Genomic DNA, 16,496 nt, shown 5'->3' with positions numbered 1-16,496 from the left:
AGGAGAAGCGATGCAAGGTAATCAGCGAGGACAGCTCATCTATGTAGTCTCAGACTCCATCGGCGAAACGGCCGAACTTGTCGTTCGCGCAGGAGCTAGTCAGTTTGATCGTTTTTTGTTTGATGTACAAAAATATCCGTATATAGAAGACAAGGAATCGATTGACGAAATCATTGCTTCGGCAAAAGAATCGCGGGCAATGATCGTGTTCACTCTGGTCATTCCGGAGCTGAATGCGTATATTACACAACAAGCTGCTCTTCACGGAATTCCGGCTCTTGATGTTATGGGGCCTTTGATGAATACATTGCAGGGCATGTTGAAAGAGCCGCCAACAGGAAAACCGGGCTTGGTACGCCGACTGGATGAAGAGTATTTCCGCAAAGTAGACGCTATCGAGTTTGCCGTCAAATATGACGATGGACGGGACCCACGCGGCCTATTGCGCGCAGATGTGGTTTTGATCGGCGTTTCGCGTACTTCCAAGACGCCTCTTTCCATGTATTTGGCTAACAAGCGACTTAAGGTTGCCAATGTTCCGCTTGTCCCGGAGGTAGAGCCACCAGAAGAACTGTTCCAACTGCCAATAGAACGGTGTATAGGGCTTACCATCAATCCGGAGCAACTGAACGGCATTCGGACAGAGCGTCTGAAGGCACTGGGATTGACTGCACAAGCAAATTACGCCAATCTCGAACGGATTGCCGAAGAACTGGCTTATTCCAAGCGCATTATTGAGCGTCTCGGATGTACGGTGATCGATGTATCCAACAAGGCAGTGGAAGAAACGGCAAACATCATTTTGGAGATGATTCGAAAAAACAATCTCCGTAATGAAAGGAAATAGGCCGAAAGAAGGATTTTGGCGTTTTTTGTAGAAAATCAATTAGCCGAGGTACTTATTATAGGTGAGTTTCTCAGCGTTTATTGCCCTTAGAAATGTGGAAAAGTAGAAAAGAAGAAAAGAAGTTTGATGCAAAGAAGGAAATTGACGAATTTTGACGAACTAAATATTCTCACGTGCGATTCTCCTTATAAAGGTGGAAAGACATGACTGGTCCCACTTCAGATGAATTTGTAAATCAAGTGCGTGCCGCTGTCGACATCGTAGACGTTGTAGGAGAGTACGTTCAACTGAGAAAAAGCGGTCGTGCCTTTCTCGGTCTATGTCCGTTTCACTCTGAAAAGAGCCCTTCCTTCAACGTAAATGCAGAGCGACAGTTTTTTCATTGCTTTGGCTGTGGAGCAGGTGGGGATATCTTTTCCTTTTTAATGAAACTGGAGCAATTGACTTTTCCAGAGGCACTGCACAAATTGGCGGAGCGTGCCGGGATAGCTGTGCCCCAGCCGCAGCAAGTAGAGGATTCACCTGAAAAACGGATGAAGCATGCGATGCAGGAAGCGCATACGTTCGTTTCACGCCTCTACCACTACGTGCTTACGAAAACACCCTATGGCGCAGAAGCGATGAAATATCTCGCAAAGCGCGGCATGTCTGAGGCGACAATAGCCGAATACCAAATCGGATTCGCCCCGGATTCATGGGATTTCGTGACGCAGCAGTTGACAAAGCGGGGATTTTCACAGGAATTGATGGTGGAAGCAGGGCTTTTGGCCAGGAGTGATGCAGGAAAAATCTTTGATCGCTTTCGAGGTCGTATCATGTTTCCGATCCAGGATTCCCAAGGTAACGTCATCGGATTTGGTGGGCGCTTACTGCAAGGATCGAAGCCCAATTCCAACCAAAAGTCTCAACCCAAGTATCTGAATAGCCCGGAAAGCCTTTTGTTCAACAAAAGCGCTACGCTGTTTAATCTTCATCGTGCGCGCCCCATTATTAGAAAGAGAAAAGAGGCGCTGTTGTTTGAAGGATATGTCGATGTCATATCGGCATGGCAGGCGGGTTTTATGCAAGGAATTGCCACTTTGGGAACAGCCTTGACGGAGCAGCAGGCCAGAATTCTTCGTCGCAATACAGAGTCAGTCGTACTCTGTTATGACGGAGATGCTGCAGGACAAGAAGCAACGAGCAAAGCGATTCACGTTTTGCAGCAAGCCGGTTTGATCGTTCGAGTTGCTCCACTTCCACAAGGAGTGGACCCGGATGATTACATCCGCCAGCATGGGGCTGAAGCATTTTCCCAGCAGGTATTGTTACAGGCGATGCCAGTTACGGCTTTCCGTCTGAAACATTTACGCAGTCAGTTCGTAATAAAAGATGAGACGGACAAAGCCCGCTTAATCGCGAAGGCGGTCGAGATCATCAACGAGCTCAGCAGCCCGGTGGAACGGGACATGTACCAACGGCAATTGGCAGAAGAATACTCCCTTACTCTCGGTGATCTCAAATGGGAGTCCAAACGCGCCTACAATCAGCAAAAAAGTGAGCGCCAAAGGGATAAAGTGACGCCAGCATGGAATAATAGTATAAATAATGGCAAAGTTACGCTCGCGAAAACACTGCCACCCGCTTATCACACGGCTGAGCGCATGCTGCTTTACTACATGATGCGGAACGAAGAAATAGCGGCCCGCGTCCAACAGGAATGCAGTGCCCACTTTCAGGTGGATGAACACGATGCGCTGGCTGCCTACCTGTACGCCTACTATGCAGAGGGAAACCCGGAAGACCCTGGAAAGTTTATACATTATGTGCAAGACGATTTGTTAAAGCAATTAGCCTCGGGATTGGCCATGATGGAGTGCAACAACGACGTATCTGAATTAGAGATCGGTGACTACATCAAACAAGTGAATAACTACCCGAAGCGTGCCGAGTTGGAACGATTGCGCGATGAGCAGCGGAGCTTACACCTCCAAGCGGCCGCAGCGGACAGCGAGGATGCGCGCAAACAACTTGAACTTCAAGCAGCCGTTACAGGGATGAAGATTCTTGAATTGGAAAATGCTTTAAAAGAAGGGTAGCTTCAGATCATTCCCGGGGAAGGAGGGAAAGTAGATGAACAAGCAAAATATCACTTCCGACATGGAAGCAATGTCCATCGAACAAGTGAAGGAACAGTTGGTCGAATTAGGCAAGAAACGCGGCGTTTTGTCGTATAAGGAAATTACGGATCGCCTGGCAGGTTTTGAGCAGGATTCTGATCAAATGGATGAGTTTTTTGAATATCTTGGTGATCAAGGAATTGAGATTAACAACAATGAGAATGAAGATGACGACGATGAAGTCGATCAAATGATCATCAAGGACGAGGACAACGAAGAATTCGATTTTGACGATCTCTCCGTTCCGCCTGGAATCAAGATCAATGACCCTGTACGGATGTATCTGAAGGAAATTGGTCGAGTTCCTCTGCTCTCCGCAGAAGAGGAGATTAAACTGGCGCAGCGAATTGAACAAGGTGATGAGGAAGCCAAAAGACGTCTGGCTGAGGCGAACTTGCGATTGGTTGTATCGATTGCGAAGCGTTATGTAGGACGTGGCATGCTATTCCTCGACTTGATTCAAGAAGGGAACATGGGTCTGATTAAAGCGGTGGAAAAGTTTGACTATCGCAAGGGCTACAAGTTCAGTACGTATGCAACCTGGTGGATTCGCCAAGCGATTACCCGTGCCATTGCAGACCAGGCTAGAACGATCCGGATTCCGGTTCATATGGTGGAAACGATCAATAAATTAATCCGCGTTTCCCGTCAGCTTCTGCAAGAGCTAGGTCGTGAACCTATGCCAGAAGAAATCGCTGAAAAAATGGATCTCACTCCGGAAAAAGTTCGGGAAATCATGAAGATTGCTCAAGAACCAGTATCCCTGGAGACTCCAATTGGGGAAGAAGACGATTCCCACTTAGGTGATTTCATTGAGGATCAGGATGCATTGGAGCCATCTGATGCAGCTGCCTATGAACTTTTGAAAGAACAGTTGGAAGACGTTTTGGATACATTAACAGACCGGGAAGAAAATGTACTGCGTCTGCGTTTTGGATTGGATGACGGACGTACACGGACGTTAGAAGAAGTAGGCAAAGTGTTTGGTGTAACCCGTGAACGGATTCGTCAGATCGAAGCAAAAGCTCTTCGCAAATTGCGTCATCCGAGTAGAAGTAAACGCTTAAAAGATTTCTTGGAATAACCGATATAAGAAGTATGTGGCCTACGTTAGCCGACGTAGGCTTTTCTTATTCATGAAAGTAAACACTTTTTGTCGTAGTTAGGAGGGGCCGCGTTGGAAGACCAGCGCAAGCGCACGATCATCGCCGAAATAGAAAACTGGCGGCGCAACCATTTACTGCCTGAACATTACTGCATCTTCTTGTTAAATCTGTATACAGAAGGGGATCGGCCAAATACACCGGCGTCCGCAGGCGGGAATGAGCGTATGGGAACGGCACCGGGTGTGCTGTCAGGAAAAGTCAATTCAACATCATCTGTCACAAATACATATGCACCTAGAACTGTCTCTCCAGTAACGGGGAAAATGGTAGTGGCATGGCTCCTTGGTGCCTTTGTCATTGCTGGTTTGATCTTACTTGCTTTTCATTTTAACCGTTTTCAAACCCCAATGCAAATTACCATCTTTGCCTGTTTTGCTCTGGTTTTCTATATTCTGGGACTCGTTTATCGAAGATCAGCCCCGCCATTGACGCATTTATTCCTGGGTTTATCTTTTGTGATCTTGATCGCGGGAGGCGTTTATTGTATCCAAAAATTGGATGGTAGCTTGCCGTTTATCCTGTTTTATTTAGGCTTCGTTTGCATGCTACTGTGCATTAGCGCAATTATTTTCGGCTATGCTTATTTGCTCTATGCAGGGTTACTGGGGTTGGCCATCTTGTATGGCATTACGACCGTTCATCGGGTAGGGATGGACTATACATGGTGGACATCGGAGTTGTACTGGGTACCGCTTGCGTGCTTACTTACAGGTATGGGCTTCTTGATGAATAAGGCCAATACGAAATGGGCGGGAGTATTTGCTGTATGTGGACTTGCCTTTTTCTTTGGTGCAGAGATACAGGCTCTGTATATTCCCGCAGCGAAGCGGGATATGATTCAATTGCTGTTGTTCATTAAGGTGTTCATCGCGTCAACTTTGTTCTTCTTCACGCGTGGATATTGGTATGCGTGGTTGAGGCTGTAGGACTCTGCCTACTTCTCGTTTTCCTCTCGCTGCTTATCTGTTACAATTTCAGAAGAGAGCAAACGGGGTGAATAAATGAACAACAAGTGGAAAGTATTAATCGGTATTTTACTGGCGGCTATTTTTCTGGGTGGAGAAACAGTAGCCAAGCTTATGGGTGTAAATACATACAGCATCGGATTCATAGCAGCCGCTGTATCTTTTTTGGGAGCGATTTTATTAGGAGCACGCCGATCATAGGCGTGTTTTTTTTGAGAAATTACCACATGAATCCAAAATCGTGGTGTATAATGGTAAGAGTATTCTGAACAAACGCTCAGTCAAAATTGTGTGTTTCTTGATAGTTCTTTACTAAAGCGTTTTCAAGGGGGCAGCGATTGTGAACTTCGATTTGACTTCAGAACAACAAATGTTGAAAAAAATGATATGCGAATTTGCTGATGAGGTAGTGGCTCCAGGAGCAGATGAACGCGATCAAACCAAACAATTTCCTGTCGAAATATTCAAGCAGATGAGCGAGCTGAACTTGATGGGTCTTCCCTTCTCTGAGAAATACGGGGGTGCGGGAGCTGATTCCACGAGTTTTGCGATTGTTGTAGAAGAGCTTAGTCGTGCATGCGGTTCTACAGGAATCACGTATTCGGCTCATATCTCGTTAGGTGGCGCTCCACTGGCTTTGTTTGGGACAGAAGAGCAAAAGCTGAACTATTTAAGCAAAATCTGTTCCGGCGAAAGCTTTGGTGCGTTTGGCTTGACGGAACCGAATGCAGGGTCTGACGCAGGTGGCACGAGGACGAATGCGGTCTTGGCTGACGGGGAGTGGACGATTAACGGCTCCAAATGCTTCATTACAAACGCCTCCTATGCTTCGTTTCTTGCCTTGACAGCTGTGACTGACAAAGAGCAGGGCTCACGAGGTATCACTGCTTTTATCGTTCCGACAGATTCACCTGGTTTTCAAGTGCTGGCGAACTATGAAAAGCTCGGCTTGCATAGCTCCAATACGACCGAGCTCGTTCTTGAAAACGTCCGGGTGCCAGAAGAAAACGTCCTTGGGAAGCGGGGCGAAGGCTTCAAGCAGTTCCTCATTACACTTGATGGTGGGCGAATCGGGATCGGAGCTATGGCAGTAGGAATTGCACAGGCTGCCTACGATAAGGCACTGCAATACTCCAAGCAGCGAACAGCTTTTGGTAATTCCTTGAGCCATTTTCAAGCGATCCAGCACAAGCTGGCGGATATGGCGATGCAAATAGAGCTGGCGAGAACGATGGTGTATAAAGCAGCGTGGCTGAAGGATCATGGACGCAAATTTACGAAAGAAGCGGCAATGGCAAAATTGTATGCTTCGGAGATTGCCATGTCTGCTACTCACCAGGCTATTCAGATTCATGGTGGCTATGGTTATATGCGGGAGTATCAGGTGGAACGATTTTTCCGCGATGCCCGGCTGTTAGAGATCGGCGAGGGGACTTCAGAGATTTTACGTAATGTCATCGCAAGAGAAATCGGGTGCTAGCCTTTCCATGTTTGATAACGAAAGAGCATGACTGCCAGCGAAAACTGACAGCCATGGCTCTTTTTTTGTTTCTTATTTTTTTTTATTGATCGCCAGGTTGAACAGTTGGGAATCCAAAGCCACTAGCGATATCGTCACCTACAGCAGCGTTTGAGCCACCTTTGATGTCATTTCCTCTCGCACGTTTTTGCAATTCTACGCGAACATCTTGATAGCTCCAAGATGGATTGGATGCCCAGATTTTTGCAGCCAAACCTGAAACGTGCGGTGTTGCCATGGAGGTTCCGCTGATGGAATTATAGCCTCCGTTGTTCCATGTAGACTGAATAGCGCGTCCTGGTGCTGATACTTCCACATCGCGCTCTTGAATTACGTAGTCTCCCGCTTGACCGCTCCTGCCACGAGAAGAGAAGTCAGCCACACGGTAGGTTCCGTTTTGTTGAACATTCTCCAACGCTGCTACGGCTACTGTATTCACTAATGCTCCAGGGTAGCCAATGCTATTCACTGTCGGTCCAGAGTTACCAGCCGCAGCGACGACTAATACACCTTTTTGGTTTGCATAAGTGATGGCACTTTCCATAAGGGTACTCTTACCGCTTGAGCCAAGGGACATAGAAACGATTGCTTTCACGCCTAATTGAGCGGACTGGTCAGCAGCGTAACGAATGGCATAGGCAATGTCATCCTCATAGCCGGAGCCTGAGTCATCCAATACTTTATATGCCCATAGCTTTGCATCTGGTGCTACACCATAAATACCTGCGCCACCCCCGCCGTCAGCGAGAACAGTTCCAGCGACGTGTGTTCCATGACCATGCGCATCATTGCAAGCACCGGTAACAACAGGAGAAGCTTGCGTGAAATCGTTGCACTGCTCTGCGTTAGCGGTTAGGTCTGGGTGCTGCGTGTACACGCCAGTATCCAGGACTGCAACACGAACATCAGCACCTCCAGTCGTAGCGGAGAGGGATTGGTTCTTATAGATTGCTTTAATTCCCCACGGAACGACTGCCGAAGGAGAGAACTCTGGATCGCTTGCCTGGTCTTCTTCTATATACTCAGCGATCTTTAATTTTTTCAACACTGTAATTTTTACATTGGGATCGCTTTTCAGTTGGTTAAGTTGATCACTATTTACATCAAGGGTAAAGCCCTCTTCACCAAAATCATGGCGTACTTCCAGTGGTTCAGCAAAATTACCAGTTCTCACATCCGAATCTGACTGAATTAATACCCGTGCAGTACCCAATTCACTGAATTCACTGGTTGAATCATTACTGGCTGCCCCCACACCTGTGAAGACACTCATTACTAGCGCCGAAGAGAGTAATGCCATTCCCCACCACTTGCCGGTTCTTTTTTTCATACTGTTCTCCTCCTTAAAGATATTTAGTTTATGTAGTTCATGATGTGCATGGCGTTAATATACATATCTGTAAAAAATTTGTAAATATTTATTTATTAAAATAAAGTTCACAATTTGGTAAAAATTAAGTAAAATTACATAAAATACCACAAAATATCGTCATATTTAAAAACTTTGCTTGTTATTCCGAACATCACATCCAACGTAACGGCCACCTGCAAGCCTCCCGACTACCACCCAAGAGTTCCTATTGGCTGCATTGTCCTTGTTGTGGGTAACAGCGAAGATTTTGTCGTTCTTTGCTGATCATCTGTTAGGGAATTAGCATTTCGCAATTGCTGCCAAATAGGGTAGAATAGAGGCAACGGAAGGTGAATATACAGATGACATCAGTATCAATATCCAAGCGGCTACAAACGATTGCCCGCTATTGTCCAGAAGGAGCCCGCGTCGCCGACATCGGGTCGGATCATGCGTTGTTGGCTTCTTATTTGCTTGTAAAAGGAATTGCGTCTTTCGTGATCGCAGGCGAATTGAACGAAGGGCCTTTTCAAGCGGCACAAAAACAAATACATACATTGCAGGTAAAAGATCGCGCTTCGGTGCGTAAAGGAAACGGGCTCGCGGTATTACATCCTGGCGAAGCAGATGTAATCTGCATTGCTGGGATGGGTGGACAATTGATCGTTTCCATTTTGGAAGCAGGAAAAGACAAACTGGAAGGCGTGCAACGCCTGATTCTGCAACCAAACGTAGGGGAAGAAGCGGTTCGCCTGTGGATGATAGAAAATGGTTGGCAGTTAATTGCGGAGTCCATCTTGCAAGAGGACGGCGTGATCTATGAGATTCTTGTCGCAGAACGAGGCAATCCTACCTTGCCTTATGAGGGCAAAGATCGTACACAGGAAGAGCTCCTGCGCATTGGTCCGTTTCTTTGGGGAGAAAAATCAGAGGCTTTACAAGAGAAGTGGCTGCATGAGCAAGAAAAATGGCAAAAGGTCATCGTTCAATTAAAACGTTCGGACAAGCCGGAAGCAGCAGAACGAATTAAAGAAATCGAAGCAGAAGTAAAATGGATCGATGAGGTGATCGCATGCTTGCGCACGGACAAACAGTAATTCAATATGTAGAACGTCTGGCACCAAAATCGTTGGCGATGGAAGGCGACAAAATTGGCCTTCATGTAGGCACCTTGCAAAAAAAGGTGAAAAAAGTGATGGTCGCATTAGACGTGCTGGAATCTGTGGTGGATGAAGCCATTGCAGAGGGTGTTGACCTGATTGTGGCTCACCATGCCGTCATTTATCGACCACTCAAGCACCTCCGGACGGATCTCGCCGCAGGACGCGTTTTCGAAAAGCTGATCAAGCACGATATTGCGGTATACACAGCTCATACCAATCTGGATGTTGCATATGGCGGAATGAACGACTGGCTCGCTGAAGCGGTTGGACTCACTGACGTAGATGTACTGGATGTTCTTTCCCGAGAGGCTTGGAAGAAGCTCGTCGTATTCGTACCCGCTACCCATAAGGAAGCCGTGTTTTCCGCACTTGCTGAAGCGGGTGCAGGGCACGTAGGCAACTATAGCCACTGTTCTTTTCAGACGGAGGGCACCGGAACCTTTTTGCCAGGGGAAGGGACGAATCCCTATATCGGTTCGACAGGCCAACTGGAAAAAGCAGAGGAAGTTCGCATCGAGATGATTGTTCCCGCGTCCAAACAATCGGCTGTGATCAAAGCAATGCTTGCTGCCCATCCGTACGAAGAAGTCGCCTATGACATTATTCCTTTGGAGCAGTCCGGTACTGCATACGGAATTGGGCGAATCGGTACTCTGCCCGCACCACTTACGCTGCGTGAGTTTGCTTTGCTCGTAAAAGAGCGTTTTTCCCTCCATGGTCTTCGCGTAGTTGGTGACTTGGATGCCACAGTCAAAAAAGTAGCAGTAGTAGGTGGAGACGGCAGCTCTTTTGTTTCCAAAGCCATTTTTAAAGGCGCAGATGTGTATTTGACAGGAGACATTGGCTATCACACTGCACACGATGCTCAGGCAGAAGGCTTGTCGATCGTAGATGCTGGTCACAATATCGAAAAAATCATGAAGGAAAAGCTGGCGACCATTTTGCTTGAACAATTGAAGGCAAATGGCTACGAAACAGAGGTTATTCCTTCGCGCGTGCACACAGATCCGTTCCAGTTTGTTTAAGACGTAGCAGGACCATCCTTATGTTGCCTGCCAGATGAAGTGTAGGAGGATTTTATGTGCAAAAACTAATCCGGACGATTTCTTGTGGATTATTGACGTTAAGCTTACTCACCCCCGGCGTCGTATCAGCGGCTGGGGGCTTATTGCCATACAATGACATCAGCAAGCATTGGGCGAGAAGCGCAATTATTCAAGGTGTGCAGCTCGGTTTGTTTGAGGCTGGTCCAAATGTTCCGAAGTTTTACCCAAATCGTGACATGACGCGTGCAGAATTTCTCGTCATGATCGATCGGCTTTATTACGGTGGGCAGTATCATATCTATCCGCTTACTTTCTTATCCGAGCATTCGGAGTGGGCACGAGCAGAAGGTTTTCAGGAACCGTATTTGCCCTATAAAGATGTTGATCGCCTGACGTGGATGTACAAACCAACGCTCCGCATCTCCACGATCTTGGATAGACTGTACGGTCCAAATGCGATTCAGTACATTTTTCCTGGTGAGATGATGAAGCCGAACCAGCCGATCACCAACGAAGAAGCTGCCAAGATATTGCAAATGTTCACGATGTCTCCAGATAGTAAAAATGCTTGGGAAGAAGTGCGTTCCTGGGGATGGCTAGAGGGAGAAAAAACGGATCGGGTGAAACGGGGAGATGCTGCAGTCGCAGCTGATCGCATGGTAAATTATTTCCTTCAGGATGGAATCATGCCTCTGTTGGATTACGACGGGAAAAAGTTCCCGATGGTCCCGGATATCGATGAGGTATTGCCGTTATTCGCAACCTATACAGATCTCAAAACAACAGAAGAACAGATTTATGTAGATGCGGCTGCCGCTATTCGCAGTAGAAATGATAGTGAAGAGACATTTGAACAGTTGCGCAAACTGGCGGATTCCTCTTTCCCCAATCAAGTCGGTGTTCACTATTTATTGAGCTGGAATCCTGAAACACCGATTGAAACCAATCTGGACGAAGCTTTTCTTGCTATCGACGCTTACTTCGAAGACAAAATCATTCTCCCGGACACACTCGGGCTATTGAGTGCCAATGTGTATGATATTTCCTTGCAGCTAGGGAACAAGGATCAAAGCCAATACAAAAAAGTGCTCGACCGACTCAGTGCTTATGAACAAAAAGTGAAACAAGATTCCAAAGAATGGGAATCGCTCGCCGTGTATTTGGGGGCACTGGAGATCCGGAGTGGTCAGGTAGACCTGGCGCTGGCACGATACCAGCGATTTGCTGACAGGAGCCCGGAGGCATTGTTGAATACTTCCTATTATTATTTGCAGGAAGGACGTATGCAGGAAGCAGAAGAGGTTCTTGCTGCGATGAAACCGAAAGCGTCAGACAGCAGAATGAATCAGCTGCACAAAATGTTGCGTCAAGAGTTTGCATCTTTAAAAGATCAGCCAGCTATTATTTCTGATTTGGGATACTCTTTGCGCCAGTTGGACAATGCCGACACCTACCAAGTGAAGGGTGAAGCGGTGTTGAGTGGATTGACGTTCTCCTACACGCAGGATATTAACAAGGAAAAGCAAATAAGCAGAATATCCGGCTTTTATCAATCTCCGCAAAAACTAATATCAGACATGCTGCTCTCCTATACAGATGGGAAAACAAACACGCAGTACTCGTACGATACGGATCGGCAGACATGGGACAAGAATAGAACGGACAAAATTGACTTTTTGCACGAGTGGGTTGGTGCTGTCAAGGTAGCCGATCGTGCCAAGGAACTTCATGCTCGCTACTACAAGCAATCGTACGGGAAGTACGATGTCATTACGGAGTGGATTCCGGGCTCTATGCTGGTAGAGAACTCAAAGAAAGCTACGCTCGGACAAGGAAAAGTGAAAGACGTTCCGTTGTTCATGAACAAGTATTATATTGATCGGGCCAGCGACCAAATTGTTAAACATACATGGCGTTATGAAGAAATTTATGAGGGCGACGGGTATGTAGCCTATTCGGGTACCGACAATTACGACTTTACAAGCAATGTTGCATTCTCGATACCTGATGATGTTCGAAAAGGGGTGGCACCATGAAGCGAATTAGTCAATGGGCAGTAGCAACTGCCCTGCTACTCACAACTGTTCTTCCCGTGCAAGCGGCAGAGTATCCTTACGAGGAAACAGAAGAAGTGTTCCTGCACGTCATGGAGAGCCACTTGAGCAAGCCGGCAGCCAAACAATTGGTAAAAGGGGCTCTAGAGGTGGTCAGTGAGCAGGCCAAATCGAAAAAACAGCTTCAGTTCGAAGTTTCAGAAGAAGATGACACCTGGGACGAGTTGGAATTGAGGCTTGCAGAATGGCAGAAGAAAGGCGGGTTTGATACGCCGACGATGAACACATGGGCGATTGATGGAATGCTCTCCACGCTCAATGACCCGCACAGCGTATTTTTTACCCAAGATGAATTGCGTCTGTTCCAATCTGACGTTGAAAATCAATTCGTTGGATTCGGCTTTCGTCTGCGACTGCAAAATGATCATATTATCATCCGTGAAATCGTTCCGAATTCTCCAGCAGCAGCATCTTCCTTGCAACGAGGCGATCAATTGATCAAAGTCAATGAGACCTCGTTGGTCGGAAAGACTTTTGAAGAAGCGTATGCTTATTTGAAGGGCAACGAAGGGACCGAAGCCGTTCTTACTGTGTATCGTCCATCCGACAAACGGGAGCATCAGGTGAAGCTGAAGCGTGCTTCCATGACCTTGCCGGAAGCGGAAGGACAGATGTTTACGAAAGGCGCGATTGGCTATATCAGTCTGGAGACATTCGGATCGGAAGGAGCCATCCAGGTAAGGGATAAGCTCGCAGAACTTTCCCGTGTGCAAAAACCGTTGTCCGGATTGGTGTTAGACCTGCGGGATAATGGTGGGGGATACTTGTCCACAGCGCGTGACATCGCGAGCCTCTTTATGGAAGAAGGCTTGCTCATGTACACCACGAATCGCAATGGGGTAGAGGTAGAGACGTGGGTAAGAAATGGACAAGATATCGGCATTCCTGTGCGAATTTTGGTAAACGGCGGAACAGCTTCGGCATCTGAACTGTTGTCAGGTGCCTTGCGTGATCATGGCATCGCCAAACTTGTTGGAACCAAAACTTTTGGAAAAGGGAGTGCCCAACAAGTTATTCCGTTGTCAGACGGTGACGCACTCAAGCTTACACTGAATGAATATTTTACACCTAAGCATACCGTGGTGAATCACGTAGGGCTTCAACCGGATATGGTTGTGGAGGATTATGGAGCACAAGTGGTAGAAGCTCTCGATTCCTTGAAGGTCAATACGTGGGAACTAAGTGACGCAGAAGGCGACACAGTCATCAATGGAATTCCTTTCCCGACAGTGGATCCTCTCTTTAAACAAACGCCTCAAGGGCTGCAAGTCCGAGCTGCTGTCCTTTCGCATTTGCTGGGTGATACCTCCATTGGCGAAAAAGATTATGTGTTACTTGATCCGTATTTGAAGAAGTACCCTGCACTAAAACTGCAAACGAAAAATGATGTCAACACCCTCACATTTACTTCGTGAGTATGGTCCCCTGTCGCTTTTAGCGAGCAGGGGCTTTTTCTTTTTCTGGCGTATACTCGGTACTGGAAAATCGAACACTATCAGGTGCGACTATAACTACTACGACGAGAAAGGTGGCAGCCGGATGAAAAAGGTCATACTTTTCCTGATCGACTCCATGATGCCTGATGTTCTGGAGCGATGCATTGCTGCCAATAAAGCTCCGGCGCTTCGGTTTTTCATGGAGCATAGCCAGTATATACCAGATTGTGTCACCGTTTTTCCTACGATGACGGCTTCGATAGATTGCTCCCTCATAACGGGAGTTTACCCCGACCAACACAAAGTACCGGGGTTAGTTTGGTATGATGCAGAGCAGAAAAAGATGGTGAATTATATTAATGGGGCCGCCTCTATCCAAAAAATAGGCATTTCGAGCTGTGGTGGAAACGTCCTTTTTGATTTGAATGAACGTCATCTGAGCAAGGATGTCAAAACCATTCATGAGGTACTGGAAGAAAACAATCTCGTATCCGGTTCCATCAATGTCATTGCTCATCGCGGACATAAGCAGCATAAGGTGAAAATGCCGCGTTTGCTTGATGCAATCACATCTTTTTCCCTGCGAGAAAAGGTGAGTGGTCCAACGATCATGAGTATGGGGACGCTGGTACGCCCGGCGTTATTTCGTACTATCCCGTGGGATTTCTCCCAATCTGCTCTGGAAGGATACGGAATTAATGATACGTATGCAATCGATGTTATGATTGAAGTGATACGCAGCGGCCAGCAGCCACATTTTACGTTGGTCTATCTTCCGGAGAATGATCATAAGCTCCACAATCACCCGGAGGATGCCGTACAGCACTTGGCAGATGTGGACAAGCAGTTGGCTCGTTTGTTGGATAGCTTCGCATCATGGGAGCAAATGCTGGAGAGAAACATATGCATTTTGATTAGCGATCATGGACAAACCGTCATCGGAGAAAGTGAAGACCACAATATTTCGCTGGATCATCTCCTTGCGAATTTTTCGATCCATGCGCTTGGTACCAACGTAACACCAGAAGTGGAAGTGGTCATTTGCAATAATGAGCGTATGACCTTTCTGTATCCAGTGAATGGAACGGATCAACTTTCTATTATAGAAGCGGTTAGTGTGGAAGAAAGAATTGATTTGATTGCTTGGAAAGAGGGCGAGAAGGTAAAGGTGCGTCGGGGCGGAACACAACAGGAAATGTGTTTTTGGCGAAACGGGGAGTATCAAGATGCGTACGGTTCTACATGGTCCGTTGAAGGTGATGTTTCCGTGCTGGATGTGCAATATGATGGAGAGTGTCTTTCTTTTGATACGTACCCGGATGCTTTTTCTCGACTATATGGGGCGTTGTTCTCGCAAACAGCTGAGGTGGTAGTCGTTACGGCTGCCAAGGGCTATGAATTTTTATCGGAATGTGCTCCCACGCATTTAGGTGGAGGAAGTCACGGATCACTGCATAAGCAAGATTCGCTGATTCCGTTAGTGATTGCAGGTGCTTCGAAGATGTTTCCACTCCCAGCAAGACTGGTAGATGTCAAAAACTTTATTCTCCGTGAGCTGGGGATTCCGTCAGCCTCAAATCTGCAATGACCGGGACATGATCGGACCAATTGACAGGTAGCAGCTCGTAGTGCTCAATATTCCAGTGATGAGAAGCAAAAATATAGTCTATACGTCGGCGGAAGGCAGGAAGCGTTGGTCTTTTTTTCTGACCTGCGACAAGAGCGCAGTCCATAAGGTGTGGAGTAAAAGACACATTACTCGCGTTGAAATCCCCCATTAGGAGTAATGGGTCTTTTGCGTGTTGCTGTATCAATGTCGACATGAGCTGTAGCTGAGCCAGTCTGCTTACTTGATTTAAGCTGCAGTGTGTAACGCAAAGCGTAATCGTACGGCCGTATCCTTGGAAGGATGCATGTAGAAAGGTTCGCTGCTCTTTTCTGGCTGGCAAAACGATGGTGTCGACATTTTCAAGCGCGTACTTCGATAGTAGTGCATTGCCGTAATATCCGTCTCCTATCGCGATTGAAGGGGAGAAGGCCAAGTGATACTGTAATTGATCAGCGATGTAGCTCGCTTGATACCCATACTTCCCGTTTTGATGGACTTCCTGAAGACCGATGATGTCTGGTTGCAAGTCCTTTAAAGTCAGAGTCATTTCGTTCAGGCGTTTTCGCCACCAGAGGTCACGGCCGCTATGAATGTTGTAGCTGACTACACGCATTCTCGTTCACTTCCTTTGTTTTGACGTCTTTTTTAAACTTATTTAGTTTTCCCTATTGCATTAGGTTTTAGTCTATGCTATATTAGAAAACGTCGCCTCTACTTGAGGGGCGAATGGAATAAAATGCTCCTTGAAAACCGGAATAGAATTAATCTGTGAAATAAGCTTGTGTTTTACTTGAAGTCAGATTCATCTTCAAACTTTATTGGAGAGTTTGATCCTGGCTCAGGACGAACGCTGGCGGCGTGCCTAATACATGCAAGTCGAGCGAGTCTCTTCGGAGGCTAGCGGCGGACGGGTGAGTAACACGTAGGCAACCTGCCTCTCAGACTGGGATAACATAGGGAAACTTATGCTAATACCGGATAGGTTTTTGGATCGCATGATCCGAAAAGAAAAGGCGGCTTCGGCTGTCACTGGGAGATGGGCCTGCGGCGCATTAGCTAGTTGGTGGGGTAACGGCCTACCAAGGCGACGATGCGTAGCCGACCTGAGAGGGTGACCGGCC

General features: G+C 47.0%; 13 protein-coding genes and 1 rRNA gene. 12 read left to right on the top strand and 2 right to left on the bottom strand.

What is annotated here, in order from left to right:
- Positions 1–10: 10 nt before the first annotated feature.
- The 6 genes from FB479_RS04820 (at position 11) to FB479_RS04800 (ending at position 6,617) form a co-directional block, all read left to right on the top strand.
- Positions 11–847, top strand: a complete 837-nt coding sequence (locus FB479_RS04820; protein ID WP_106654013.1) for a pyruvate, water dikinase regulatory protein — start codon at positions 11–13, stop codon at positions 845–847.
- A gap of 203 nt (positions 848–1,050) precedes the next feature.
- Positions 1,051–2,925, top strand: coding sequence for a DNA primase (gene dnaG / locus FB479_RS04815; RefSeq protein ID WP_106654014.1), 1,875 nt, complete (start codon positions 1,051–1,053; stop codon positions 2,923–2,925).
- A gap of 34 nt (positions 2,926–2,959) precedes the next feature.
- Positions 2,960–4,090, top strand: coding sequence for an RNA polymerase sigma factor RpoD (gene rpoD, locus FB479_RS04810; RefSeq protein WP_047072497.1), 1,131 nt, complete (start codon positions 2,960–2,962; stop codon positions 4,088–4,090).
- A 93-nt stretch (positions 4,091–4,183) separates the two neighbouring features.
- Complete coding sequence (locus FB479_RS04805; RefSeq protein WP_142062981.1) at positions 4,184–5,098, top strand: hypothetical protein; 915 nt, start codon at positions 4,184–4,186, stop codon at positions 5,096–5,098.
- A gap of 75 nt (positions 5,099–5,173) precedes the next feature.
- On the top strand, positions 5,174–5,338 hold the full coding sequence (locus FB479_RS30390) for a hypothetical protein (RefSeq protein WP_164724493.1): 165 nt from the start codon (positions 5,174–5,176) through the stop codon (positions 5,336–5,338).
- 139 nt (positions 5,339–5,477) lie between these two features.
- Entirely contained in the window at positions 5,478–6,617 is a 1,140-nt protein-coding gene (locus FB479_RS04800; RefSeq protein ID WP_142062978.1) for an acyl-CoA dehydrogenase family protein, read from the top strand.
- Between the two features lie 82 nt (positions 6,618–6,699).
- On the opposite strand, the gene FB479_RS04795 is transcribed toward FB479_RS04800, so the two are convergent.
- Positions 6,700–7,986 carry a S8 family peptidase gene (locus tag FB479_RS04795; RefSeq protein WP_106654017.1) on the bottom strand — a complete coding sequence of 429 codons (1,287 nt, stop codon included), beginning with the start codon at positions 7,984–7,986 and terminating at the stop codon, positions 6,700–6,702.
- Positions 7,987–8,369: 383 nt separating this feature from the next.
- On the opposite strand from FB479_RS04795, the gene FB479_RS04790 reads away from it, so the two are divergent.
- From FB479_RS04790 to FB479_RS04770, 5 genes are all read left to right on the top strand, one after another.
- Positions 8,370–9,104, top strand: coding sequence for a tRNA (adenine(22)-N(1))-methyltransferase (locus FB479_RS04790; RefSeq protein WP_142062975.1), 735 nt, complete (start codon positions 8,370–8,372; stop codon positions 9,102–9,104).
- Positions 9,080–10,195: a Nif3-like dinuclear metal center hexameric protein gene (locus FB479_RS04785; RefSeq protein ID WP_142062972.1), complete on the top strand. Its 1,116-nt coding sequence runs from the start codon at positions 9,080–9,082 to the stop codon at positions 10,193–10,195. The genes FB479_RS04790 and FB479_RS04785 overlap by 25 nt, the downstream gene beginning before the upstream one ends.
- A 56-nt stretch (positions 10,196–10,251) precedes the next feature.
- Positions 10,252–12,252: an S-layer homology domain-containing protein gene (locus tag FB479_RS04780; RefSeq protein ID WP_142062970.1), complete on the top strand. Its 2,001-nt coding sequence runs from the start codon at positions 10,252–10,254 to the stop codon at positions 12,250–12,252.
- Positions 12,249–13,745 carry a S41 family peptidase gene (locus tag FB479_RS04775; protein WP_142062967.1) on the top strand — a complete coding sequence of 499 codons (1,497 nt, stop codon included), beginning with the start codon at positions 12,249–12,251 and terminating at the stop codon, positions 13,743–13,745. The genes FB479_RS04780 and FB479_RS04775 overlap by 4 nt, the downstream gene beginning before the upstream one ends.
- A 124-nt stretch (positions 13,746–13,869) precedes the next feature.
- On the top strand, positions 13,870–15,354 hold the full coding sequence (locus FB479_RS04770; RefSeq protein ID WP_164724492.1) for an alkaline phosphatase family protein: 1,485 nt from the start codon (positions 13,870–13,872) through the stop codon (positions 15,352–15,354).
- Here the strand turns inward: FB479_RS04770 and FB479_RS04765 are convergent.
- Positions 15,308–15,988 carry an endonuclease/exonuclease/phosphatase family protein gene (locus FB479_RS04765; RefSeq protein WP_106654023.1) on the bottom strand — a complete coding sequence of 227 codons (681 nt, stop codon included), beginning with the start codon at positions 15,986–15,988 and terminating at the stop codon, positions 15,308–15,310. The genes FB479_RS04770 and FB479_RS04765 overlap by 47 nt on opposite strands.
- Before the next feature lie 202 nt (positions 15,989–16,190).
- Here FB479_RS04765 and FB479_RS04760 point away from each other — a divergent pair.
- Positions 16,191–16,496: ribosomal RNA gene (locus FB479_RS04760) — 16S ribosomal RNA — on the top strand; the annotation flags it as partial.

It is taken from the genome of Brevibacillus sp. AG162, from assembly GCF_006715575.1.
In the GTDB taxonomy this organism is placed as follows: Bacteria; Bacillota; Bacilli; order Brevibacillales; family Brevibacillaceae; genus Brevibacillus; species Brevibacillus brevis.
This window is presented reverse-complemented; position numbering and strand designations above follow the sequence as displayed.